Genomic DNA, 24177 nt, shown 5'->3' with positions numbered 1-24177 from the left:
CCGGTATCCTAAAATTAAAATAGGATAAGGAATGGTATTAAATATGTCTATGAACCCAGATTTAAGAATCGAAAACAGAGATACACTTCATTTAAAAGTATGTAATGTAATAAGGGAAGCCATAATCAGAGGGGACTTTAAGCCGGGCGAAAGGTTAAAACAATCAGATCTTGCAGAAAAAATGGGCGTCAGCCGAATGCCGATCAGAGAAGCATTCAGAAAGTTGGAATCAGAGGGGCTTATTTTACTGGAACCTCACAAGGGCGCAGTTGTAAAATCAATCAATATAAATGATATTGAAGAAATTTATGCCTTAAGATCTGAACTGGAAAAAATGGCTGTATACCAAAGTGTTGAACTTTTAACTCAAGAAGATATCGCACAACTTTCATCACTTGTGGATCAAATGGAAAATGCTGAAGATGCAGACACTTTCGTACAGTATAACATTGATTTTCACCGGTTACTGGTAAAAAGGTGCAGGTGGGAACGGCTCAATTCATTTATAGGAACCTTGTGGAACGGTCTTCCACAACAAACACCGCACCTTTTGTCCGGTCAAATAGAAACTTCAAATACTGAACATAGAAAAATTTTGGAAGCAGTCCTAAAGAAAGATAAGGAAACAGCAGCAAAATTAGTTTCTGAACATATTTTCCGAACAGGGGAATCGTTAATAGAGAGCATAAAGAAAGAAGGGAAGTAAGTTCCCTTTCTTTATATATTGGATCCAATATCCCGAGGAGGTCTGTTAATGGGCAGAATGTTGGAAGACGCAAGCAAATCAATACTAAAAGAAAGTGGAATTCCTGTACCAGGGCATTCAGTAGTGTCCAACAGTAAAGAAATTACTGAACAGCATTTAAAAAAGCCTTGTGTTTTAAAAGCCCTTGTTCCAGTAGGGAAGAGAGGCAAGGCCGGAGCGATAAAGTTTGCAGAGACGGTAGAAGAGGCACAGAGAAAAGTGAATGAAATTCTCCAGATGACAGTAAGAAATTTCCCCGTAGAAAAAGTGCTGATAGAAGAAAAGGTGGATATTGATGAAGAATGGTATGTATCCATTACAATTGATCCCCAAAAACAAATGCCGATAATAATTGCGACCACTGAAGGCGGAGTTGAAGTAGAAGATTTAGTGAAAAATGCGCCTGAAAAGGTAGTCATTTATCACGTTGAACCATTTGCTGAGCTTCAACCTTTTCAGTCTAAAGAAATTTGGAGCAAGCTTGGAGTAACTGGAAAGCCGTTACTTAAAGCAACATCCATTCTTTGCAAATTATATCAAGTATTCCTTAAGTATGATTGCTATATTTTGGAGATTAATCCTCTAGTACTCACAAAGGATGAAAATGTCGTGGCAGCTGCTTCTGTGATGGGTATTGATGATTCGGCACTGTACCGACAGCCAGAGCTTAATGGAAAGGTAGAATCGGGAAGCGAACGTTCATGGAGGCCTTTAACCGAGCTGGAGAAAGAAATGGTCAAAGTGAATGATGCTGATTACCGGGGTACAGCGCGCTATACAGAAATGGATGGCGGTGAAATTGGTTTTATGTGCGGAGGGGGAGGAGGCAGTCTGTTAAGCTTTGATGCTCTCGTTCAACTAGGTGCTGCACCGGCGAACTATACGGAAACAGGAGGAAATCCGCCGGAAGACAAGGTAGCGGGATTAACAAAAGGAATCCTGTCCAAAAAAGGAGTTAAGGGATTGTTTGTAGCCCACAACATTACCAATAACACTCAAATTGATATCATGGCAAGGGGTATTGTAAAAGCCCTGCATGAAATGGGAATTGACCCTCAAACATTTCCGATCGTTGTTAGGGAAGCAGGTGTGAATGATGAGGAAGGAAAGAGAATTTTCCAGGAAGCAGGTATTACTTATTTTGGTGAGGATCTGACCATTGAAGAAGCGGCAGCCGAGATGATTAAAAAGATGAAAGGGGTTTCCTAAATGTCAATTCTAATCAATCAAAATACAAGAATGGCTGTCCAGGGAATTACAGGCAGGGAGGCTTCCATGATTGTCAGCCATACACTTGCCTATGGAACAAAAATCTTTGCTGGTATTACCCCGGGTAAAGGCGGACAGTATGTGCAAGGAGTTCCGGTATACGATACTGTCAGGGAAGCTGTAAAAAAACATGGTATCAATGCATCCCTCATTGTTGTACCTCCTGCTTTTGCATTAGATGCTGTTTTGGAAGCGATTTCTAATGGCATAAAGCTGATCGTCGTGACAACAGAAAACATTCCGCAGCATGATGCAATAAAACTCCTTTACGCCGCACGCAAAGAAAATGTAACGATCATAGGGCCAAATACAGTTGGAATGATAAACCCAAAAGACAGGATTAAAATGGGCTCGATTGGCGGGGATCGACCTGAACGATGTTTTATCCCAGGGAATGTTGGTGTCATCTCCAGGAGCGGTGGTATGACAGCAGAAACATCCTGGATGGTGAAAAGGGCAGGTTTTGGAGTTACAACCAGTATTGGGATCGGCGGAGATAGTTTAATAGGAACAACCATTAAAGATCTTCTTGTCCTTTTTGAAAAAGACGAGGAAACAGAAGCAGTGGTTACATTTTCTGAACCGGGCACGTCATTCGAAGAAGATGCTGCTCAATTAATAAGTGAGGGAGACTTCTCAAAACCGTTAATATCTTTTGTTGCCGGCAAATTTACAGAATCCATGCCAGAAGGAACAGTTTTCGGCCATGCTGGAGCCGTGATTTCAGGAAATACGGGCCGACCTTCCTTAAAAATGCAAAGGCTTAAAGAGTCGGGCGCACATGTCGTTGAAAAGTATGATGACATTATCAGTGTTTTACAATCTGTATTAAGTTCAAAAGTAGGTGAGCCGAAATGACTTTAACAAGAAAGTTGGCCGAATATACAACAAAAGTAAAATATGAGGATTTGCCTCATGAAGTAATAGAATTTACCAAGCTATGCATTTTGGATTGGTACGGCTCCGCACTTGCTGGAAAAGATGAAAAGCCTGTTCAAACTATATCAGAACTGGTTCAGGAGTGGGGAGGCAATGAACAAGCTACCCTTATTACTGGAGGGAAATCTTCGATTGGCAATGCATGTTTAGTCAATGCAGCTGCAAGCCATATTGTTGAGTTGGATGATATTCATAAATCATCCATTATACATGCAGGTACCGTCGTAATCCCTGCAGCAGCCGCAGTGGCTGAAGCTTATAAATTAAGCGGGAAAGACTTAATTACAGCAATTGCCGTTGGATATGAGATTTGCTACAGAATCGGCGAAGCGGTCTCTCCTTCCCACTATTATTATTGGCATAATACAGCAACTTGCGGCACTTTCGGATCTGCGGCCGCAGTGGCAAAGCTTCTGAACTTAAATGTGGAGCAAACCATGTATGCACTTGGAAACGCAGGCACACAAGCAGCGGGTTTATGGGAGTTTATTGAGGACGGGGCTAACACAAAACAGCTTCATACAGCTAAAGCAGCTTATAATGGGGCACTTGCCGCCTTGCTAGCGAAAAAAGATTTTACCGCTGCCTCCAGAATTTTGGAAGGGAGAAGAGGATTTTTCAATGCTATGTCTGAAAACTATGATATAGAAAAAATCACCCGGAATCTTGGCAAGGAATTTAAAATTGTGGAAAATAGCTTTAAGATCCATGCTTCCTGCCGCCACACCCATCCAGCTATGGATTGTGTCCAAAGCATCATGAGGGTAAACAGCATCAGCCCTGAACAAATACAAACTATTTCAATACAAACCTATCAAACTGTCCTGAATATTACCGATAATCCTTCCCCTGAGACAGTTTACGCCTCTAAATTCAGCAGCCAATTTTGTGCGGCTTTGATCGCTATTAAAGGCTCCGCATCAATGGACGATTTTAATGAAGACATTTTACACGAACCAGAAATCAGGAGCCTAATGAAAAAAGTCAGTGTTGCCTCCGATTCATATTATGAAACGTCTTATCCAGAGAAATGGGGAGCCAAAGTAGTCATAACCATGAATGATGGAAGAATATTCAGTGAAGCTACAGATTATCCAAAGGGTGATCCCGAAAAGCCTGCAGATAAAGAAGAGCTGATTCAAAAATTCAAGACTATGACCATAGGAAAGGTATTGGATTCAGACAAACTCGTCCAGTCCATTTTAGGATTAGAGGAAATTGGGGCAACCAACTGGATTTCATCAGGAATGGGGGAAGAGACTTGCAAACAAATACAATAATGCCTCTTTCATCTTCAAGAAGGAAATTTGTTCTTACCAGACTTCATTCTCTAGCGGGGTTAATCCCGCTAGGCCTTTTTATACTCCAGCATTTATTAGGTAATGCCTTAGCTATTATGGGCAGGGAAAAATATGATGAACATGTCCAATTTATGCTTAGCCTTCCATTCTTACCTTTGCTAGAAATTGGATTTATTGCTATTCCACTACTATTCCATGCCATCTACGGTATCTATCTATCTTTTATTTCCAGCCCCAACGCCCATGTTTATAGATATAAACGAAATATCAGCTTTTTGCTTCAAAGAATTACAGGAATGATTACCTTCGTTTTCGTGATCTATCACGTTTGGGCACTCAGAATTGGTCCGGTAATCAACGGAATTGACGTCAATCACCAGCTAGTTGGTGAACATCTGGCAAATCCACTTATGCTGGTCTTTTATATCACTGGCGTATTAAGCACCACCTATCATTTTACCAATGGAATATCAACGGCACTGATCACGTGGGGAATCACGATAGGTCCGGCTTCCCAAAAAACAGCAAGGAATGTATGCTTCGGAGTTTTTATCATACTCAGTGTACTTGGGATTGGGAGTTTAATTTCATTTGTCAGTTGATTAATACTTTAGCATATGTAATTCCGACGGAGGTGGATCTTATGAAAAACAATGAAATTATTGTCATTGGCGGTGGCCTGGCAGGGTTAATGGCGACTATTAAAATAGCAGAAGCCAAAAGGAAAGTGAAATTATTTTCCCTTGTCCCGGTGCGACGTTCTCACTCAGTATGTGCCCAGGGAGGCATTAATGGAGCAGTGAATACAAAAGGGGAAGGGGACTCTGTATGGGAGCACTTCGACGATACGATTTATGGCGGCGATTTCTTAGCCAACCAGCCCCCTGTAAAAGCAATGTGTGAAGCAGCACCTGACATTATTTATTTACTGGCAAGAATGGGCGTTCAATTCAATCGGACCGAGGAAGGCCATATTGATTTCAGAAGGCTTGGAGGAGCTAAATATTCCCGCACTGCTTTTGCAGGTTCTACAACAGGCCAGCAAATTTTATACGCATTGGATGAACAGGTTCGAAGATATGAAGCAGATGGTCTTGTTGAAAAATTTGAGTACTGGGAATTCGTATCACTTATTAAGGATGATGAAGGAAGATGCAGGGGCGTTACTGCACAAAATCTGAAATCAATGGAAATCCAGGCCTTTAAAGCCGACGCCGTTATATTAGCTTCAGGGGGAATAGGCAACATTTTCCGCAAAAGTACAAATTCAATCATTAATACAGGAAGTGCCCATAGTATTGCCTACCAGCAAGGTGCAAGGTATGCCAACGGAGAATTTATCCAGATTCATCCGACAGCCATACCAGGCGATGACAAGCTTCGTCTCATGTCTGAATCAGCCAGGGGAGAGGGCGGAAGAGTCTGGGTGTATAAAGATGGGAAACCGTGGTATTTCCTTGAGGAAAAGTATCCTGCTTATGGAAATCTGGTGCCAAGGGATATTGCCACCCGTGAAATCTTCCATGTGTGTGTAGACCTCAAGCTTGGCATTAATGGTGAGAATATGGTGTATCTTGATCTCTCACACCTGCCTGCAGAACTGCTGCAGCGAAAGCTGGGAGGAATTTTGGATATATACGAGAAGTTTGTGGGCGACGACCCAAGAAAGCTGCCAATGAAAATATTTCCTGCCATGCATTACTCAATGGGTGGACTCTGGGTGGATTACGATCAAATGACAAATATTCCTGGCCTTTTTGCCTGCGGGGAGTGTGACTATCAATTTCATGGAGGAAACCGCCTTGGAGCAAACTCGCTTGTTTCCGCTATTTATGGCGGGATGGTAGCTGGCCCAAATGCTGTCAGCTATATAAATGGCCTAGAAAAGTCATGTGAAGACCTCAGAGAATCCATTTTTGACAATGAAAGAATAAAGCAGGAAGAAGAAGTTGAAGAAATTTTTAAAATGAATGGCCATGAAAATCCATATCAGCTGCATGTTGAGATGAGTGATTGGATGGTGGATAATGTCACGGTTGTCAGATATAATGACCGGCTTCAAAAAACAGATGAGAAGCTTCAGGAACTTCAGGAACGTTATAAGAACATAGGAATAGATGATACATCCAGATGGCATAACAGAACTGTTCCGTTTGTACGCCAGCTTAAGAACATGCTTGAACTTGCAAGGGTCATTACGGTTGGTGCCCTTAACCGGAATGAAAGCCGCGGAGCACATTATAAACCTGAATATCCAGAGAGAGATGATGAAAATTGGCTGAAAACTACCATAGCCACGTACACTCCGTATGGTCCAAGTCTATCTTATGAACCAGTCGATTTAAAATATATTGGCCCCAGACCAAGAAGATATGACATCGTCACTTCAGGGAAAAAAGAAACAGTATCTAAAGTTTAAAGTAAAGAGGGTGTGAAAATGGTTGCTTCTAATGAGATTGTTCTGAAGATTAAGCGGAAAGATTCATCAGATTCTGAATTTTACTGGGAAGAATTTAGTATCCCTTTTCGAAAAAATATGAATGTCATATCAGCATTGATGGAAATTCAAAAAAATCCTGTTAACTCAAAGGGGAAAAAAGTAAGGTCGGTTGCCTGGGAGTACAACTGCCTTGAAGAAGTATGCGGGGCATGCAGCATGAGAATTAATGGAAAGGTACGCCAGGCATGTTCTACTTTAGTTGATAGACTCGAGCAGCCGATCCAGTTAGAACCCATGGAAACATTCCCTGTTGAGAAGGATTTAGTCGTTAACAGAGATCGAATGTTTACAGCTCTTAAGAAAATAAAAGGATGGATACCGATTGACGGAACCTATTCAATGGGTCCGGGACCGTTGATTTCCTCCCAGGATCAGCAGGAGGCATATAAATTTTCTACTTGCATGACCTGTGGCTGCTGTCTTGATGCATGCCCGAATGTCAATAGCGGTTCACCGTTTATTGGGCCGCAGGCATTGGGACAGACAAAGTATTTTAATATGCATCCAACTGGAATACAGCAGAAGAATGCTAGATTGGAAGTTATCATTGGCGAGGAAGGCATTGCCAATTGTGGCAGTTCTCAGAACTGTATAGCGGTCTGCCCTAAGGAAATCCCATTAACTACTGCAATTGCTGAGCTAAATAGCGACGCAAATCGATTTGCACTATGGAGCTGGTTAAAAAAATGATAAAAAACATTTATAAATATGATGTAATTGTAGCAGGCGGGGGGCAGGCTGCCTTAGCAGCTGCCATTTCTGCAAAAGAACAGGGAGTATCCGTTGCTCTGGTTACAAAAGGGAAAGCCGGCTTCGGGGGATCATCGGTTATTTCGGATAGTGTACATTCGGCCATTTTTTCTCCTGGGGATTCACCGGATCAGTTCTTAAAGGACATAGTAGAAGGCGGCAGGCATTTGTCAGATAAAAAGTTAGCGAGAATATTAGCTGAAGAATGTACAGTAAGAGTTAATGAATTAGAAAGTAAATTCGGAATCCCCCTCGAGAGTGAAAGAGTGATCATTACTCCTGGCCATTCCTATCCAAGACGAATTTATGCAGGAACAGGGATTGGAAAAAATATAACAAAGCCAATGCGTGATTATGCGATTGAAATAGGAATTCATTTTCATGAACAATCTGCAGTTGTGGACCTGCTAAAAGATCATGATGAAGTAAAAGGTGTACTTATTCAAACAGGCAAAGAGTTACAGATAATGTATTCACCGGCTGTTATATTGGCGACCGGCGGTTTTGGAGGACTCTATCAATCTTCAGATAATCCAAGAGATGTTTCGGGAGAAGGAATCGGCATGGCATGGAGGCATGGTGCTGTTCTTGTTGATATGGAGTTTGTGCAATTTTATCCTTACCGTTTACAGCAGCCGGCAAATATTGATGTAATGACAAAGATTTTCGGGAAAGGCGCTTTTTTAATCAACGATCAAAATGAACGTTTTATGGAGAAGTTTCCGAAAAAAGAACTCGAGACAAGAGATACGCTCAGTTATGCCATGTTCAAAGAAAATAAAGTTCTGCTTGATTTTTCCCATGTGGAGGAGAATGTTCTTAAGCTTGATAGTCCATATCTATATCGTCTGCTTCAAAAAGGGCATATAGGAGATTGGGTTATGAGTCCTGTACAGCATTATTGTATGGGTGGTATCCAGACAGACGAATGGGGAAGGACAAATGTTCCCGGTCTGTATGCATGCGGAGAAATAACTGGAGGACTCCATGGTGCGAACCGTTTAGGCGGAGGGTCATTAACTGAATCTCTTGTTTTTGGATACCGTACGGGTAAGATGGCTGCTCAGGACAATTCGATGGAGAAACCTTTGGATATTGGTATAGAAGATTCATTAAATCACACATCAAACTTTGATGAAACTGGAACAATCAAAAAGGTAAAGGAAGTAATGTGGCATCAAGTGGGGATTGAAAGAACCTCCCGTTCGTTGGAGGAAGCTGCTGATGAATTAAATCGCATCTCGATAGATTTGGAGAATGAAGACAGCATTCAGGCTCTTCAATTACGTGACAAAGTAAGGACTGCGTGGGCTTCTGCTTTTGCTGCATCATCCAGAAAAGAGAGCCGTGGAGCCCATAAGCTGCAGGATATTAAGGAAGAAAAGAAGGAATGGGAAGGCAAAAACCGAATTTACAAAACAAGCATCCAATTTACTCCTGCTGCTTCCAAAGCTGAAATGCCTTAAAGATAGAAAGGGGAAAGATCACATGAAAACAATTCATTACCAGGAAATTGTTGAACGGGTCGCACAAATGTGCCAGGAAGCCAATTTTGACTTGGGCCAGGATGTAGTTGAGGCTTTTCAAGCAGCCCTGAAAAATGAAACTTCAGCAACAGGAAAAGATATCCTCGAACAATTGATTCTTAATGCCGATATCGCAAAAAGTGAAAGAGTTCCAATGTGCCAGGACACAGGTGTATCTGTGTTTATCGTGGAGGTTGGCCAGGACTGCCATATTACTGGAGGAAGCCTATACGATGCCATAAATGAGGGAGTAAAAAAAGGATATGAAGAGGGTTATTTAAGGCACTCCATCGTTGATCATCCTATCACTCGTGAAAAAAGCAAAGGCTATAACACACCTTCCATCATCCATATTGAACTCGTTCCTGGAGACCAGATCATCATTCATATGTCTGCGAAAGGCGGAGGCAGTGAAAATATGAGCAGTCTAAAGATGTTGAAGCCCGCAGACGGTCTCGAAGGTGTTAAAAAGTATATTCTTGATACCGTTGCAAAAGCAGGGCCAAACGCTTGTCCTCCTCTAGTAGTAGGTGTTGGAATAGGGGGCAATTTTGAAAGATGTGCCTACCTTGCAAAAAAATCATTATTCAGGCCAATTGGACATCGCAGTGAACGCCCAGAACTCGCTCAATTAGAAAATGAATTAATGGAAGAAATCAATAAACTCGGAATTGGTCCTCAGGGTATGGGTGGAAATACAACTGCGCTTGATGTGAAAATTGAAATTGAGCCCTGCCATATTGCTGCATTGCCAGTCGCTGTAAATTTGAACTGCCATGCAAGCAGACATAAAGAAATCAGATTGTAGGAGGAAGGAATTTGTCAGCAATAAAGATTACTAGTCCGATAGATGAAAGTATTTTGTTGAATTTAAAAGCAGGCGAGCGTGTATTGATCAGCGGAACCATTTATACAGCCAGGGATGCAGCACATAAAAGAATGTCAGAAGCCCTGGAAAACGGTGAGAAACTTCCCTTTGATATGAAAGGACAAACGATTTATTATGTTGGCCCAACCCCTCCGAAGCCCGGACAGGTTATTGGATCAGCAGGACCTACTACAAGCGGAAGAATGGATAAATATACTCCATCATTGCTTGAACGCGGCCTAAAAGGGATGATTGGAAAAGGTTATCGCAGCGAGGCTGTTATTGAAAGTATGAAGAAAAATAAAGCGGTATATTTCGCTGCAATTGGCGGATCTGGTGCTTTGATCGCCCGCTCCATCAAGACGATGGAAGTCGTCGCATATGGGGATTTAGGACCAGAAGCAATCTATAAATTATCTGTAGAAGAGTTCCCTGCGGTTGTCATTATTGATAGTAATGGAAACGACTGGTATCAATTGGGCAAACAGCAATTCAACGAACAAAATGCAGACCACTAGGTGATATATTCCAGAATTAAGAAACAAAACCTTTTGTTATTTCCAGGGTTTTGTTTTTGTTTTAAAAATTGTAGAGTGGCGCTGTTCACTGAATTCCTTGATGGAAAATGAACAGGCAGGCTTATTGGTTTTTTGAGCGGATGGTTATTCTAACAAGCTGGAAGGTAATTAATCGGTCCACAGCTGTCATTAAGCTGCATTATATGCAGTGTAGCAACAGAAAGGAGACTTACTTAGTGATGATTGAGACGGAACAGATAAAACACTTTTATCATTATGAAGACTGCCTGGAACTTGAAGCAGCAATCAATGCCTGTCACGAAGGAATATATATATGTGACGCTGACTTAAGGTGTGTAAGAATCAACGCAGCTTATACTAGGATTACCGGATTGACTGAAGATGAGCTTATAGGAAAAACAAGCATTGAATTGGAGCAAAATGGAATAATATCCAAGGCTGTTGCAGTGATTGTCAAAAATGAAAAAACAGTCATTTCATTGATCCAGAAGTTCAGGAGCGGCAAAGATGTTTTAGTAACCGGGACACCTGTCTATAAGGATAAGACGCTTTTCAGAATCGTTATCACAGCAAGAGATTTATCGGAATTAAACCAGCTTGAAAATCAGTTAAGTGTTGCTAAGGAAAAATCAGAGCGGTATTTACGAGAGTTAAGTCTATATAAAGAACGTCTTAAGGGCGGCAAAATTGTTGCCAATAGCCATCAAATGAAGCAAATAATCAACCTAATACCAAAAATCTCTAAAGCAGATTCACCTGTGCTGTTACTTGGAGAATCAGGTACAGGAAAAGAAGTTCTCGCGAGGATTATACATGAGACAAGCCATAGTGCAGACAGTCCCTTCATTAAGGTTAATTGCGGAGCGATTCCCGGGGATTTACTTGAGTCCGAGCTTTTTGGCTATGTAAAAGGGGCTTTTACGGGTGCAAATGAAAAAGGCAAGCCGGGGCTGATTGAAATTTCCGAAAATGGAACCCTGTTTTTAGACGAAGTCGGTGAACTCCCATTAAAACTCCAGGTTAAGTTGCTGCGTGTTCTCCAGGATTTTGAGGTAACCAGACTAGGGAGTACAACAGCAAAAAAAATAAAGTTCCGTCTCATTTGTGCAACGAATCGCCCATTGAAAGAAATGATGGAAAAAGGAGATTTCAGGGAAGATTTATTTTACCGGATCAATGTTCTTCCCATCACGATTCCACCATTGCGAGAAAGAAAAGATGATATCATTCCCTTAGTATTAAATACAACGGAAAGACTATCAATAAAGTATGGAATGCGCAAAAAAATCTCTCCTGACGTTCTGCAAATTCTTGAAAACTGTCATTGGCCAGGGAATATCCGCGAACTTGAAAATGTAATCGAGCGTATTTTTATCATGACGGATGATAATATGATTAAAGTGAAAGATCTCCCGTCCAATATTGCTGCCAATAAAGTGAGAAAGGAAGTATACACACTTAAGGACAAGCTGCAAATAATTGAAAAAGACATTATAGAAGATATGGTAAAGCAGAGCGCAAGTCTGCGAGAGGCATCCAAAAAACTTGGTGTCGATGCATCCACTTTAACAAGGAAGTGCCAGAAGTATGGAATATATATATAATTCTCATACTTCATAGAAATGGACAATGGGGATCAAATATCTGCAATTTTTTTCGCTATATAAGGAGGGGATATGTTGAATTCAAATACATTGAATAAAATTATTGATGCTGATGTTCATCCCTGGATTAATGGAGATATAAAAGGCCTGCTGCCTTATTTGAGTAAATCAATGCAAAAAGTTTTTGATGGGCGTTTAACTTTACCAGATCATCCTCTGCGTCCTCCGCTGGAAAAATCAACTTCCATCAGACTGGATGCAAAGCCGCCAGGTGGAGGTGCGGGTGGCTCGGATCCCTTCTATATGAGCGAGGTATTACTGAACCGGTATCATATTGAACATGCAGTTCTGACTTCAGTACAGGCAGGGAAATTGGTTGTTTATCCTAATCCCATTGAAGCTGCTGCTTTAGCCAGGGCCTTTAATGATTATTTTATTAATGAATGGCTTACAACAGATTCCCGTTATAAACTGGCGATGTGTGTAGCCGTCCATGATCCATTAAAAGCTGCAGAAGAAATTAGGCGTATTGGGCATGAAAAGGGGATTGTTGCTGTTTTTATGCCTCTGATGAACATATTAATGGGCAATAGTTACTATTTTCCGATTTATGAAGCTGCTGAAGAGCTTGGCCTGCCGATTCTTATTCACCCTACGGGAACTGAGGGAGGTTTTTCAACAAGTGTTGCTTTGGCTGGAGGTGTTCCGTCCAGTTATATTGAAAGACATACTGATTTCCCGCAAATTGCATATGGAAATTTGGTTAGCATGGTATTTGAGGGAGTTTTTGTCCGTTTCCCAAAGTTGAAGGTGCTTGCGGCAGAGTTCGGTTATAGCTGGGTTCCATCGGTCATGTGGAGAATGGATCAAAACTGGAGGAACTTTAGAAAGGAAGTCCCCTGGCTTGAAAAAGAACCAAGCAAATACCTGCTTGACCATGTTCGGTTTACTTCCCAGCCTGTTGAAGAACCGGAGAAAGGCAAATATCTGATGCAGATCCTTGAAATGATGCATGCAGAGAAAACATTAATTTTTAGTACTGATTATCCGCATTGGGATAATGATTTTCCGGATAACACCCTTACGGTCCTGCCTGACGAGTTAAAGCAAAAAATATTTTATGATAATGCAGCGGAACTATTCAACTTGAACAAAGCAGAAATCATGAAAGAATAAGGGAGGCGGAACATGATGGTGTATTGTATTGGTGGGCTGCACCAAATTCCAAAAGGGAAAGCTTTGATAACTGAAATCAACGGAACCTCTATAGGTGTATTTTATGAAGATGGGGAAGTATACGCGGTAAGAAATGTCTGCCCGCATAAGCTGGCACCGATCTGTAAAGGGGCGGTGTGTGGAACGATGCTCCCAAGTAAACCTTCTGAGTTTGAATTCGGACTCGAAGGAAAAGTACTGCGATGTCCGTGGCATGGATGGGAATTTAATATAAAAACTGGCGAAGCGCTTTTTGGAATTAGCAGCAGAAAAGTGAAAACCTTTCCGGCTGAAGTTAAAGATGGCATGATTTATGTTGAAATGGGATAGTTAAACAATGAGATTTGAAAAATTTAACTATATCACAGCGAGTTTCTGAGGAATTTGAAGATTCAAATTTTTGTCGGAGGAACTGCAAAAAGAATTTTTAGTTTTTTCAGATAATAATGTTAGAAGACCTGTAAATGAGAATTAATAACAAGCTACTATCCATAAGGAATATCTCTCTTTCATATCCTACCATGATAGAACATTCCACGAAGAATATAGCAAATTACTAATTAGATTAAAAGAAGAAACGAAAAAAATAATCGAAAGTTAAAAGGCGAACTCTTGCTATTCAGAAGAAATCCGTGGAGAGATCAGTAACAGCAATAATCTTAATACATTCCATGCTTTGCCAGCTGCTTAGGTTCTCACCATTGTAATTCCGATTTAAAAAGGAGAGTGGCAGTGAAATGAAGGTTGGATTGATCGGCTTAGGTAATTTGGGCAGCCGAATTGGCCGTAATTTACTAAACAAGGGATACAAGCTATCTGTCTATGATCTAGATCCCGCATTATTAGAGTCATTTGCAAAACTCGGTGCTTATACATGTGGATCACCTGCAGACCTGGCAAAACACAATAATTTTGTTATTACGGTTCTGCCCAGTGCAGAAATCGTAAGAAGCGTGGCTCTTGGGCAAAATGGGCTATTGTCCGGCTTCTCGGAAGGAAGCACGCTGATCGATATGACTAGTTCCGTCCCGGCAGTTACCAAAGAAATCGGTACAGAGCTCTTAAAGTATGGGATTCAAATGATGGATGCTCCAGTAAGCGGCGGAGTAAAGAAAGCTGAAGAGGGAACTCTGGCTATCATGGCTGGGGGAGACAAGGCGGTTTTTTTAGATTGTTATCCTTTATTATCAGATATAGGAGCAATTATAACCCATGTTGGAGATTTAGGGTCAGGACATACCATAAAAGCCCTAAACAATATGCTTTGTGCAACAACTCTGGCTGCTACAGCTGAAGTCTTGGCCATTGGGACGAAATTAGGCCTCAATCCTGAAATAATGTTGGATGTCATCAATACAAGCAGCGGGAGAAGCCACTCAAGTGAAATCAAATTTCCTCAGCAAGTGCTAACGAGGAAATTCGAAGTAGGATTTACAATTGATTTAATGTGCAAGGATTTATCCATTGCAGCTGGAATTGCTGAAAATGCAGGATTCGCAGCAGTCATCTCAAATACTGTCAATCAATTATGGCAAGATGCAAAAGAGAAAGGGGGAGGATGTTTGGATCATACGGCTATTTCTTTATATATTGAAGAAATGGCCGGAGTAGAAATAAAGGTTTAACAAACCAACTCTTCAAAGACACATATGATCCTATATGTGTTTTCTTTATTTACACATCCTATTTAAAAATACAAGCATATGTGTAATATATTAACTCTAAATCAAAAATTTGAAATGTTGTAAAATATGAGAAAATTCATAATAATTGTTGAAATTGGAGATTGTATACAGTATCCTATTTATAAAGCTAGGGAATATTCCAAGAAATCACTGGGGGAATAAACGCTATGAATCTGGTTGAAAATGTAACAATTTATGAAGTGGGTCTTAGAGATGGCCTTCAATTAGAGGGAAAGGTTTTAACAGTTGCTGAGAAAAGGGAGATCTTCTCTTTATTAAGGGAAGCAAATGTAACTGAAGTAGAATTTGGTTCCTTCGTTCATCCAAGGCTTGTGCCACAGATGGCAAACACTGCTGAGTTTTATTCACATATTAAGGAATATGATGATATGGAACTAGTTGCACTTATCCCCAATTTAAAGGGTCTTGAGATTGCTGAAGTTAATGGGGTGAAATCTGTAAATTATGTTATTTCTGCAAGTGATACTCACAATCTACAGAATGTTCGCCAGACAACTGAACAATCACTTAATAATTTTAAGATTTTATCGCAATATGCCTCGGATCATAATATTACTTTAAATGTTACCGTTGGTACTTCGTTTGGTTGTCCCTTTGAGGGCATTGTTTCTGAAAAGGGCATCATGAATATCCTTGATTCTCTCCTATTACATAACATCAAAAGAATTACACTCGCAGATACAACCGGTATGGCCAATCCAAAGCAAGTTTACAATTTAACAAAAGCAGTGGTGGATGAGTGGCGAAATTTTGAATTTGGCTGTCATTTTCACAATACAAGAGGTATGGGACTTTCAAACATCATTGCTGGATTGGAAGCAGGAATAAAGATATATGATTCATCGTTAGGCGGAATTGGCGGCTGTCCATTCGCTCCGGGAGCAACGGGTAATGTTTGTACGGAAGATGTCGTTCACATGCTAGAGGAAATGGGAGTAAAAACATCGATCGGCCTTGATAAGCTGATTGATGCATCAAATAAATTGAAAGAAATACTTGGGCATGATTTGCCGGGACAGGTAGCAAAAGCAGGAAAAAGTTCGAGATTATACCCGGTACCAAGTTAACTTTTCCACTATTTATAATGAAAATGAAGGGATGAGCTTAATGTTATTGAAAACCTATGAAACTATAAAAGTTGAAAAGGCAGAACAGCATAAGGGCATTACAATTTTAACCTTGAATCGCCTGGAATCGATGAACGCGTTGAACACTAAAATGGCTTTGGAATTAATCGAGGCACTTGAAGAATTAAAATATGATGAAAATGTAAGGGTTCTCATTTTAACCGGCATAGGAACGAAGAGTTTTTGCGTGGGAGCGGATTTAAAAGAGCGAAATGGAATGTCGCAAAAGGATTGGAAAAAGCAGCATGATTATTTCGAACAAGTAACCGAAAAAATTCGTGAATTCCCTTATCCGGTAATAGGAGCTGTAAATGGCTATGCTTTGGGAGGAGGCTTGGAAATTGCCTTAAGCTGTGATATTAGAACGGCAGCTCCACATGCAGCATTAGGGCTTCCTGAAGCGAAATTGGGATTGATTCCTGGGATTGGAGGTACACAGCTTCTATCCCGCATTTTGCCTATAGGGCTGGCAAAAGAAATGCTTTTCACAGGGAAACGGATTACGGCTGAAGAAGGCAAACAATTCGCATTGATCAACCATGTGCTCCCATCAGAAACCCTTTTAGAAGAAACTGTGAAACTGGCTGCAACCATCGCAGCAAATGCACCGCTATCCTTAAAATCTTTAAAGAGAGCTGTAAATAAAGGAACGGAGACAGACCTGGCAACGGGGCTTGTCCTTGAACTGGAAGCCTACTATAATTGTGCCAATTCTGAAGACAGGCTGGAAGGCATTTATGCGTTCAATGAAAAGCGCTCTCCTGAATGGAAAGGGAAGTAAAATTAGAACTCGCCTATTATTATTTTAATTATGGAGGTAGTGGGAATGGCTAATACAAAAACTATGGAAAATACAGAACATGAAATGATAAGAAAAAGCGTCCGAGCACTATGTGAGCGCTTTCCTGAAGAATATTGGAGAGACACTGATGAAAGAGATGCCTACCCAACTGCGTTTGTTAAGGCTTTAACAGAAGAGGGCTGGCTTTCGGTTTTAATCCCGGAAGAGTATGGCGGAGCGGGACTAGGAATGGTTGAAGCCGGTATTATTTTAGAAGAGATTAACCGGTCTGGTGGAAATGCCGGAGCCTGCCATGCCCAAATGTATACGATGGGCGCATTGCTCCGTCATGGTAATGAAGAGCAAAAGCAAAGGTTCTTGCCAAAGATTGCAAGCGGTGAGCTTCGATTGCAGGCCTTTGGCATTACTGAACCAACAGCTGGAAGCGACACAACGAGCATCCAGACATTTGCGGAGCGTAAAGGCGATAAGTATATAGTCCATGGCCAGAAAATCTGGACATCACGAGCAGAACATTCCGATCTGATGATGCTTCTTGCAAGAACGACTCCAAAAGATCAAGTGCAAAAGAAAACAGATGGTTTAAGTTTATTTATTCTTGATATGAAAGAACAGGCAGACAAGATTGATATTCGTCCAATCGATACAATGATTAATCATGCAACAACAGAAGTTTTCTTTGAAGGAGCAGAAATCCCGGCAGAGAACTTGATTGGTAAAGAAGGCAAAGGATTTAGATATGTATTGGGTGGTATGAATGCTGAGCGTATCTTGATTTCCTCTGAATCAATTGGCGATGGTATGTATTTTATTGATAAGTCTGTTCAATATGCCAATGAACGAGAAGTTTTTAACAGGCCTATTGGACAAAATCAAGGGGTTCAATTTCCTATTGCTAAAGCCTATATGGATATTCAAGCAGCAAAATTAATGAGGGACAAAGCAGCAGAAATGTTTGACACTGGTGAAAATTGCGGAGCAGAAGCGAATATGGCTAAATATCTTGCATCTGAAGCCACCTGGCGTGCAGCGAACGCAGCCATGGATACTTATGGAGGATATGGCTTTGCGAAAGAATATAATATTGAACGCAAATTTAGGGAAGCCCGGTTGTTTATAGTAGCGCCTATAACCAACAACCTGGTTGTAAGCTACGTCGGCCAGCATGTTCTCGGTTTACCGCGTTCATTCTAAAAATAAAACACAGAGGACCATGTAATATTGGTCCTCTTTTAAATAAGGAGGAGGCAACCAAAGATGGCAGGACCATTAAGCGGAATTACTGTGGTGGATATAACAACAAATATTTCTGGACCAAGCCTGACTATGATTCTTGCAGATTTAGGCGCAAATATTATTAAGGTTGAAAGGCCAGATATTGGGGACGATTCAAGAGGAATGGGTCCATTCTGGAAAGGGGAAGGAGTATATTTCCTTCATATTAACCGTAATAAAAATTCAATCGTTATTGATTTAAAGCAAGAAGAAGGACGCAAAATTATATATGATTTGGTAAAACAAGCAGATGTGTTTGTGGAGAACTTCCGTTATAAAAAGGCGGAAAAAATGGGTCTGGGTTATGAAAAGTTAAAACAAATTAATCCTGCCATTGTCTATTGTTCCTTATCGGCCTATGGGCAGGAGGGACCATTGCGTGAAAGGTCCGGCTATGATGCAATTGCTCAAGCTGATGCAGGAATTATAGGGATAAATGGAGCTGAGGGCTCAGAAATTGCCAGGGTGCCGATATCCGTTCTTGATCAGGGCAGCGCCATGTGGGGTGCGATAGGAATCATTTCTGCACTTTACCATAAAGAAAAAACGGGAGAGGGGCAACTAGTCACCACTTCTCTCTATGAAACTGGCGTTTTTTGGGTCGGCTATCATATGCTCTCCTGGCTTGCAACAGGACAGGAACCAAAGAAGAACGGTGCTGGTCATACTGCTTTTGCCCCTTATGGTGCATTTTTTGCCAGTGATGCCCCGGTAATGATTGGTATATCAAATAATTCCTTATTTAAACGCTTATGCCAGGTTCTTGGAAAAGAAGAATGGTTAACAGACGTCCGCTTTGAGACTAACCCGAAAAGAGTAGAACACCGGGAAAATTTAAGAGTTGCGATCGAAAATATTCTACAAGCAAAAACGGCAGATGAATGGGTATCGTTATTGGCTGAGGCAGGAGTTCCAAGTTCAAAAGTAAAGAAAATCTCAGAAGTGGTACAGGATGAGCAAGCAGAAGCCATTAATATGTGGAAAAGTGTGTCTCATTCAGAAATTGAAAACTTTAAGCTCCCACGGCTTCCTTTTGAATTAAGTGTATCACCTGCAGAGATAAAACAAGCCCCTCCAAAACTAGGAGAGAATACGAAAAATATTTTATCTAAACTCGGATATGACAACTCAAAAATTGAAGAGCTTTTAGCCAAGGGTACCGTTCAAAACGGTTGGCAGAAAGCAGAAAATCGTTAATTCAAAAAAATCTCCTGAATCCAGGAGATTTTTCATTTACGGATTTTTAATATACTTTTGGATCTTTCTAAAGGCAGTAGATTGATTAATTCCAAGTGCCTCTCCAACTTTATAGGAACTTTGGTACTTTTTATATGCTTTTATTATTAACTGTTCTTCCAGTTCTTCCTGGGCTTGCTTTAAAGGGTAAATATCTTTTATCTGTACTCGGTATTCATGACAGTCATTTCCGAAATTAGTGATTTTTTGGGGCAAATCTGTTAAGTGGATTTCATTTTTATCAGCTGTCACTACTAGCCGCTCCATCAAGTTTTCCAATTCCCTTACATTTCCCGGCCAACTGTAGTTTATTAATTGATTTTCCGCTTGTAACGACAGATATGTAGAAGAGCTATATTTTTTATTGAACTTGTCCAGAAAATAATCCATTAGATAGGAAATATCTTCTTGTCTCGTGTTTAACGGGGGAATATGAATCGGTATAACATTCAGACGATAATATAAATCTTCTCTGAAGGTGCCTTCCTCCACCATACTTTCTAGGTCTTTATTAGTCGCTGCTATGATTCTCGCGTCAAATGGAATGGATTTCGCACTGCCTATTCGCTGAATTACATTCTCTTGAAGAACTTTAAGTAGCTTAACTTGAAGATTGAAGGGCATTTCTCCGATCTCATCCAAAAATAGTGTCCCGCCATGTGCTTCTTCAAATAATCCCTTTTTTCCTTCTCTTTTGGCACCTGTAAATGCCCCTGGTTCATAACCAAATAGCTCGGATTCTATTAGGGATTCTGGTATTGCCCCACAATTCACTTGAATAAATGGATGTCTATTTCTGATGCTTTTTTTATGTATAAGGGAAACGATAACTCCTTTTCCTACACCTGATTTTCCTGTTACTAGTACAGAAGAATCGACCTTAGCAATCTTATCTACCATTTTTACAATTTTACGCATGTTTGGCGAATACGAGATAAATTCTTCTTCCCCTTTATTTCTCCGCAGCTCTTCAAGCTCCTCCTGATAGCTTTCCAAGAGATGTTCCGTTCGCTGGATTTTATCTCGAAGCTGCTTAATTTCGGTGAAATCTCTGGAAGTGAAAATGATAAACTCTATATTGCCTTCGTGATCAAGTGATGGGTTGCCAATACAGTGAATAATATGGCCAGCTCTTGTCCTCTGGATCATTGAAACTCGTTCTTTCCGTTCTTTTACAATCGGAAACAGGGAGGGAGAAAATAATCCCTTCCTCGCTAATTCTTCAGTATTTTTTCCTACTATTTCATTTGCTTTCATTCCGTAGAAGGCTTCTCCAGCAGGATTCACCCTGAGAACGGTTCCGTGTCCATCAGTTACAAAAATCTCATCAAAACAAGTATTTATAATCGTTTCCAGTTCCTGATTCAATACCTTGTAATGAGTAAGCTCGTTTGTTTCCATTTATCCACCTGCACCCACTAAAATAAAAGTTTTTGTAATGAAATAATAGCATAAGAGAGTAAGTTGAACAATTCATAAAATTTAGAATTATAAATAAAATAATGCCAAACCGCATTATTTTTAATGCAGAAGAAAATTATTAATTCATTGAATGACTTAATTAATCAGTAGTTTACTAAATTAAAATCTTGGCATAAAAATTGCATTTTACTTATTAACATCTTTGACAAGTATTTAAGGAGGGAACAGAATTGAGTAAATATAATGAAGAAACTATTAATAAGCTGCGGGAGTTAGATAGGAGGCATTATCTGCATCCAACCACTTCACTCAAAGAACATCAGGAGAACGGTCCCAAGCGAATATTTACAGAAGGCAAGGGGATTTATTTGACAGATGTGAATGGAGACCAATACATTGATGCACTATCATCCCTCTGGAATGTTAATATTGGACATGGCAGAAAGGAGTTGGGGGAGGTAGCCAGCAAGCAGATGGGGAAGCTAGCATATAGTTCCTCTTTCAATAATCTTTCACATGAGACGGTTATTCAGTTATCAGAGAAGCTTGCAACTATCACTCCAGGAGACTTGAATGTTTTCTTTTATACATCTGGCGGCTCCGAATCTAATGATACAGCTTTTAAGCTGGTAAGACATTATTGGAAAATGAAAGGAAAGCCTGAGAAAAAGAAAATTATCGGTCTGGAACGTGCTTATCACGGGATAACTATGGGAGCAACAAGTGCTACTGGCATTAAACAATTCCATAATATGACGAATTCATTGGCTCCAGATTTCCTTCATGCAGCTGCTCACAAAACCAATTGTGAATATGGAGATAAGAGCGATTCTGATTTTTCGAGAAGCATACGCGGAATCATTGAAAATGAGGGACCTGAATCCATTGCTGCAGTTATTGTTGAACCCATTCAAGGTGCCGGGGGTGTAATTATTCCGCCAGAAGATTATCTGGAAGCAGTCCGTGAGCTTTGCGATCAATATGGAATCTTAATGATAGCGGATGAAGTGATCTGTGGTTTCGGACGAACAGGCAAAATGTTTGGAGTGGATAATTGGAATGTCGTACCTGACCTGATGTGTATAGCCAAGGGGATTACAAGCGGATATATTCCATTAGGGGCCGTAGCTATTTCCGAACGTTTAAGAGACAGTCTATCCGAGGTGTCAAATGATGTATTCTTCCATGGTTTTACCTACAGTGGCCACCCAACTGCATGTGCAGTTGCATTAAAAAATATTGAGATTCTTCAAAAGGAAAAGCTGACTGAAAATGCTAGGAATTTGGAATCAGTGCTTCAAAAAGGGTTTAAATACCTGGAAGAAAAGCATTCCATTTTTACAAAACCACGGGCGAAAGGTTTGTTGGGTGCATTTGAACTTTTCGAAGATAGAGAAGAGAATATTCCATTTGCCCCGGAAAAAATGGCAGCTCAGAAATTGGTTGAAGAATGTCTCACCCGAAAATTAATTGTAAGGGCCGTCACTTTTGGCGGAACAAACATAATTGCCTTATCTCCTCCATTAGTTATAACCCGGGTGGAAATTGAAAATTTAATTGACATTCTGTCAAATTCAATACAAGCTTTAGAAAAAAGTGTTAAATTTCAAAGTGTTTAAATTAACAAACTGTTCATTCTTAAGGAATGGGCAGTCGAATAATATAAATTATCCGAATATTAAAAATATTAATGAAGGTGTTGCCATAAAAAAGTTCTACTTGACAGGAGGTAAATGAATGAGTGAAAAAAGGTTTATTAAGACACTTGGAAACCGGGACGTTCTTGCATTAGCTTTTGGAGCAATGATTGGCTGGGGCTGGGTTGTAACGGCTGGTCTCTGGATAACAGAGGCTGGGTCATTGGGTGCAATTCTAGCTTTTCTCATCGGAGGCCTGCTTGTTACCTTTGTAGGTTTGACATATGCAGAACTGGCATCAGCTCTGCCTTTAGCTGGAGGAGAGCATGTCTATAGCTTTAAGGCTATGGGAAGGGTTGCGAGTTTTATTACAACCTGGGCGATTATTTTAGGTTATGTGTCTGTAGTAGCATTTGAAGCTGTAGCTCTTCCAACTGTATTCGAATATCTGATCCCTAACTATAGCCAGGGCTATTTATATACAATAGCGGAATGGGATGTTACAGCCACCTGGGCTGGCGTTGGGATTCTGGGCTCTCTGGTTATTGCCTGGATTAACTACAGAGGAATTAAATTTTCTACTGCTGCCATGTTTATACTTACATTACTAATTCTAATTGCTGGGGTTTTATTAATTACCGGAAGTTCAATTGCAGGAAATGGCCAGAATATGCAGCCACTTGTGGAAAAAGGGATGGCAGGAATTTTAACGGTTATCATAATGACTCCATTTATGTTTGTTGGGTTTGATGTGATCCCGCAGGCTGCAGAGGAAATTAATCTTCCACAAAAACAGATTGGCAAATTATTAATTGTCTCTGTCGTTATGGCGATCGTTTGGTACATTGCAGTCATCTTTGGGGTTTCCAGGGTATTGAATCCAGCAGAAATTGCTGAATCAAATCTTGTAACAGCAGATGCCATGGCTAAAGCCTTCGGGGGAAACAAAATGATGGGGAATGTACTTGTTCTCGGCGGCATTGGAGGAATCTTAACAAGCTGGATCGGATTTTACGTTGGCGGCAGCCGTGCCATTTATGCACTTGCAAGAGCAGGAATGCTTCCAAAATCATTAGGAGATTTGCATCCAAAGTATAATACTCCTTACAAAGCCGTTTTGTTAATCGCTGTATTATCAACTTTAGCTCCATTGCTTGGCCGGCCTGCATTAGTTTGGCTAGTGGATGCGGGGGGCCTGGGTTTGGTAGTTGCATGGTTTATGGTTGCACTATCTTTCGTTATTTTGCGAAAAAAAGCTCCGGATATGCACAGGCCGTTTCGTCTTCGAGGCGGGACTTCCATAGGATGGATTGCAGTTTTTATGTCTCTTGGAATAAGTCTTCTTTACATGCCAGGAATGCCATCGGCACTTGTCTGGCCATATGAGTGGGCAATTGTATTTTCCTGGATTGTGCTAGGGTTCGTTTTTTATAAAATCTCAATGTCCAAATACGGAATAGAATCATCGGATAAACATATGAATGATGAAATTGCCCGAGTAATTAAATATGATAATCAAAGCGACTTAGAAGAAAAAAGCAGCTAAATTGAATTCTTTGATTGTATAACAGAGGGAGCCGTCATGCCGGCTCCCTTTACATTGGGTTCTAAGCAGGATATTAATGACTTTTATATAGCCCGCCAGATTTTTATAAAACTATTTTAGTAACTGTCGTTGTTAAGGATCCTCCAATACAAATTGATTTATTGCAACCA

Annotated in this window: 21 protein-coding genes; 20 read left to right on the top strand and 1 reads right to left on the bottom strand. The window is 40.5% G+C overall.

The features are described from left to right. The first annotated feature begins 31 nt into the window (after positions 1-31). From FS736_RS07285 to FS736_RS07200, 18 genes are all read left to right on the top strand, one after another. Positions 32-706 (top strand): GntR family transcriptional regulator, encoded by a 675-nt coding sequence (locus tag FS736_RS07285; RefSeq protein WP_260983556.1) that lies wholly within the window; start codon positions 32-34, stop codon positions 704-706. A 48-nt stretch (positions 707-754) separates the two neighbouring features. After that, positions 755-1954 carry an ATP-grasp domain-containing protein gene (locus FS736_RS07280; RefSeq protein WP_144475719.1) on the top strand — a complete coding sequence of 400 codons (1200 nt, stop codon included), beginning with the start codon at positions 755-757 and terminating at the stop codon, positions 1952-1954. After that, a complete protein-coding gene (locus FS736_RS07275; RefSeq protein WP_144475718.1) occupies positions 1955-2872 on the top strand; it encodes a succinate--CoA ligase subunit alpha in 918 nt (305 codons plus the stop codon). It begins immediately after the preceding gene. Beyond that, complete coding sequence (locus tag FS736_RS07270; RefSeq protein ID WP_144475717.1) at positions 2869-4233, top strand: MmgE/PrpD family protein; 1365 nt, start codon at positions 2869-2871, stop codon at positions 4231-4233. Before FS736_RS07275 ends, FS736_RS07270 begins: the two co-directional genes overlap by 4 nt. Beyond that, a complete protein-coding gene (locus FS736_RS07265) occupies positions 4215-4856 on the top strand; it encodes a succinate dehydrogenase cytochrome b558 subunit (protein ID WP_144475716.1) in 642 nt (213 codons plus the stop codon). The genes FS736_RS07270 and FS736_RS07265 overlap by 19 nt, the downstream gene beginning before the upstream one ends. 41 nt (positions 4857-4897) lie before the next feature. Continuing rightward, the gene (gene sdhA / locus FS736_RS07260) at positions 4898-6673 is read left to right on the top strand and encodes a succinate dehydrogenase flavoprotein subunit (RefSeq protein WP_144475715.1); all 1776 of its coding nucleotides are present in this window, start codon (positions 4898-4900) and stop codon (positions 6671-6673) included. An 18-nt stretch (positions 6674-6691) separates the two neighbouring features. Then, on the top strand, positions 6692-7444 hold the full coding sequence (gene sdhB, locus FS736_RS07255) for a succinate dehydrogenase iron-sulfur subunit (protein WP_144475714.1): 753 nt from the start codon (positions 6692-6694) through the stop codon (positions 7442-7444). Continuing rightward, on the top strand, positions 7441-8970 hold the full coding sequence (locus tag FS736_RS07250; RefSeq protein WP_186326710.1) for an FAD-dependent oxidoreductase: 1530 nt from the start codon (positions 7441-7443) through the stop codon (positions 8968-8970). The genes sdhB and FS736_RS07250 overlap by 4 nt, the downstream gene beginning before the upstream one ends. Positions 8971-8992: 22 nt before the next feature. Further along, a complete protein-coding gene (locus tag FS736_RS07245; RefSeq protein ID WP_144475712.1) occupies positions 8993-9838 on the top strand; it encodes a fumarate hydratase in 846 nt (281 codons plus the stop codon). Between the two features lie 11 nt (positions 9839-9849). After that, complete coding sequence (locus FS736_RS07240; protein ID WP_186326709.1) at positions 9850-10416, top strand: Fe-S-containing hydro-lyase; 567 nt, start codon at positions 9850-9852, stop codon at positions 10414-10416. A 239-nt stretch (positions 10417-10655) separates the two neighbouring features. After that, positions 10656-12041, top strand: a complete 1386-nt coding sequence (locus tag FS736_RS07235) for a sigma-54 interaction domain-containing protein (protein ID WP_260983569.1) — start codon at positions 10656-10658, stop codon at positions 12039-12041. A 72-nt stretch (positions 12042-12113) separates the two neighbouring features. Further along, positions 12114-13217, top strand: coding sequence for an amidohydrolase family protein (locus FS736_RS07230; protein WP_144475710.1), 1104 nt, complete (start codon positions 12114-12116; stop codon positions 13215-13217). Between the two features lie 12 nt (positions 13218-13229). Continuing rightward, positions 13230-13586, top strand: a complete 357-nt coding sequence (locus tag FS736_RS07225) for a Rieske (2Fe-2S) protein (protein ID WP_144475709.1) — start codon at positions 13230-13232, stop codon at positions 13584-13586. A gap of 407 nt (positions 13587-13993) precedes the next feature. Continuing rightward, on the top strand, positions 13994-14881 hold the full coding sequence (locus tag FS736_RS07220; RefSeq protein WP_144475708.1) for an NAD(P)-dependent oxidoreductase: 888 nt from the start codon (positions 13994-13996) through the stop codon (positions 14879-14881). Between the two features lie 227 nt (positions 14882-15108). Continuing rightward, positions 15109-16029: a hydroxymethylglutaryl-CoA lyase gene (locus tag FS736_RS07215; RefSeq protein ID WP_144475707.1), complete on the top strand. Its 921-nt coding sequence runs from the start codon at positions 15109-15111 to the stop codon at positions 16027-16029. 40 nt (positions 16030-16069) lie between these two features. Then, positions 16070-16870 carry an enoyl-CoA hydratase-related protein gene (locus FS736_RS07210; RefSeq protein ID WP_144475706.1) on the top strand — a complete coding sequence of 267 codons (801 nt, stop codon included), beginning with the start codon at positions 16070-16072 and terminating at the stop codon, positions 16868-16870. A gap of 45 nt (positions 16871-16915) precedes the next feature. Then, a complete protein-coding gene (locus tag FS736_RS07205; RefSeq protein WP_144475705.1) occupies positions 16916-18085 on the top strand; it encodes an acyl-CoA dehydrogenase family protein in 1170 nt (389 codons plus the stop codon). Between the two features lie 63 nt (positions 18086-18148). Beyond that, positions 18149-19363 carry a CaiB/BaiF CoA transferase family protein gene (locus FS736_RS07200; RefSeq protein ID WP_144475704.1) on the top strand — a complete coding sequence of 405 codons (1215 nt, stop codon included), beginning with the start codon at positions 18149-18151 and terminating at the stop codon, positions 19361-19363. 36 nt (positions 19364-19399) lie between these two features. On the opposite strand, the gene FS736_RS07195 is transcribed toward FS736_RS07200, so the two are convergent. Beyond that, positions 19400-20803: a sigma-54 interaction domain-containing protein gene (locus tag FS736_RS07195; protein WP_144475703.1), complete on the bottom strand. Its 1404-nt coding sequence runs from the start codon at positions 20801-20803 to the stop codon at positions 19400-19402. Between the two features lie 251 nt (positions 20804-21054). Here FS736_RS07195 and FS736_RS07190 point away from each other — a divergent pair, with 251 nt between their 5' ends. Together FS736_RS07190 and FS736_RS07185 are read left to right on the top strand one after the other, a co-directional pair. After that, positions 21055-22443, top strand: coding sequence for an aminotransferase family protein (locus FS736_RS07190; protein WP_260983555.1), 1389 nt, complete (start codon positions 21055-21057; stop codon positions 22441-22443). A gap of 118 nt (positions 22444-22561) precedes the next feature. Beyond that, the gene (locus FS736_RS07185) at positions 22562-24007 is read left to right on the top strand and encodes an APC family permease (RefSeq protein WP_144475702.1); all 1446 of its coding nucleotides are present in this window, start codon (positions 22562-22564) and stop codon (positions 24005-24007) included. The last annotated feature ends 170 nt before the right edge of the window (positions 24008-24177 follow it).

Origin of the sequence: Cytobacillus oceanisediminis 2691 (assembly GCF_007678455.1) — a bacterium.
GTDB lineage: Bacteria > Bacillota > Bacilli > Bacillales > Cytobacillaceae > Mesobacillus > Mesobacillus oceanisediminis_A.
Note: the sequence above shows the minus strand (reverse complement) of the source record. Positions and strands in the feature narration are given on the sequence as shown.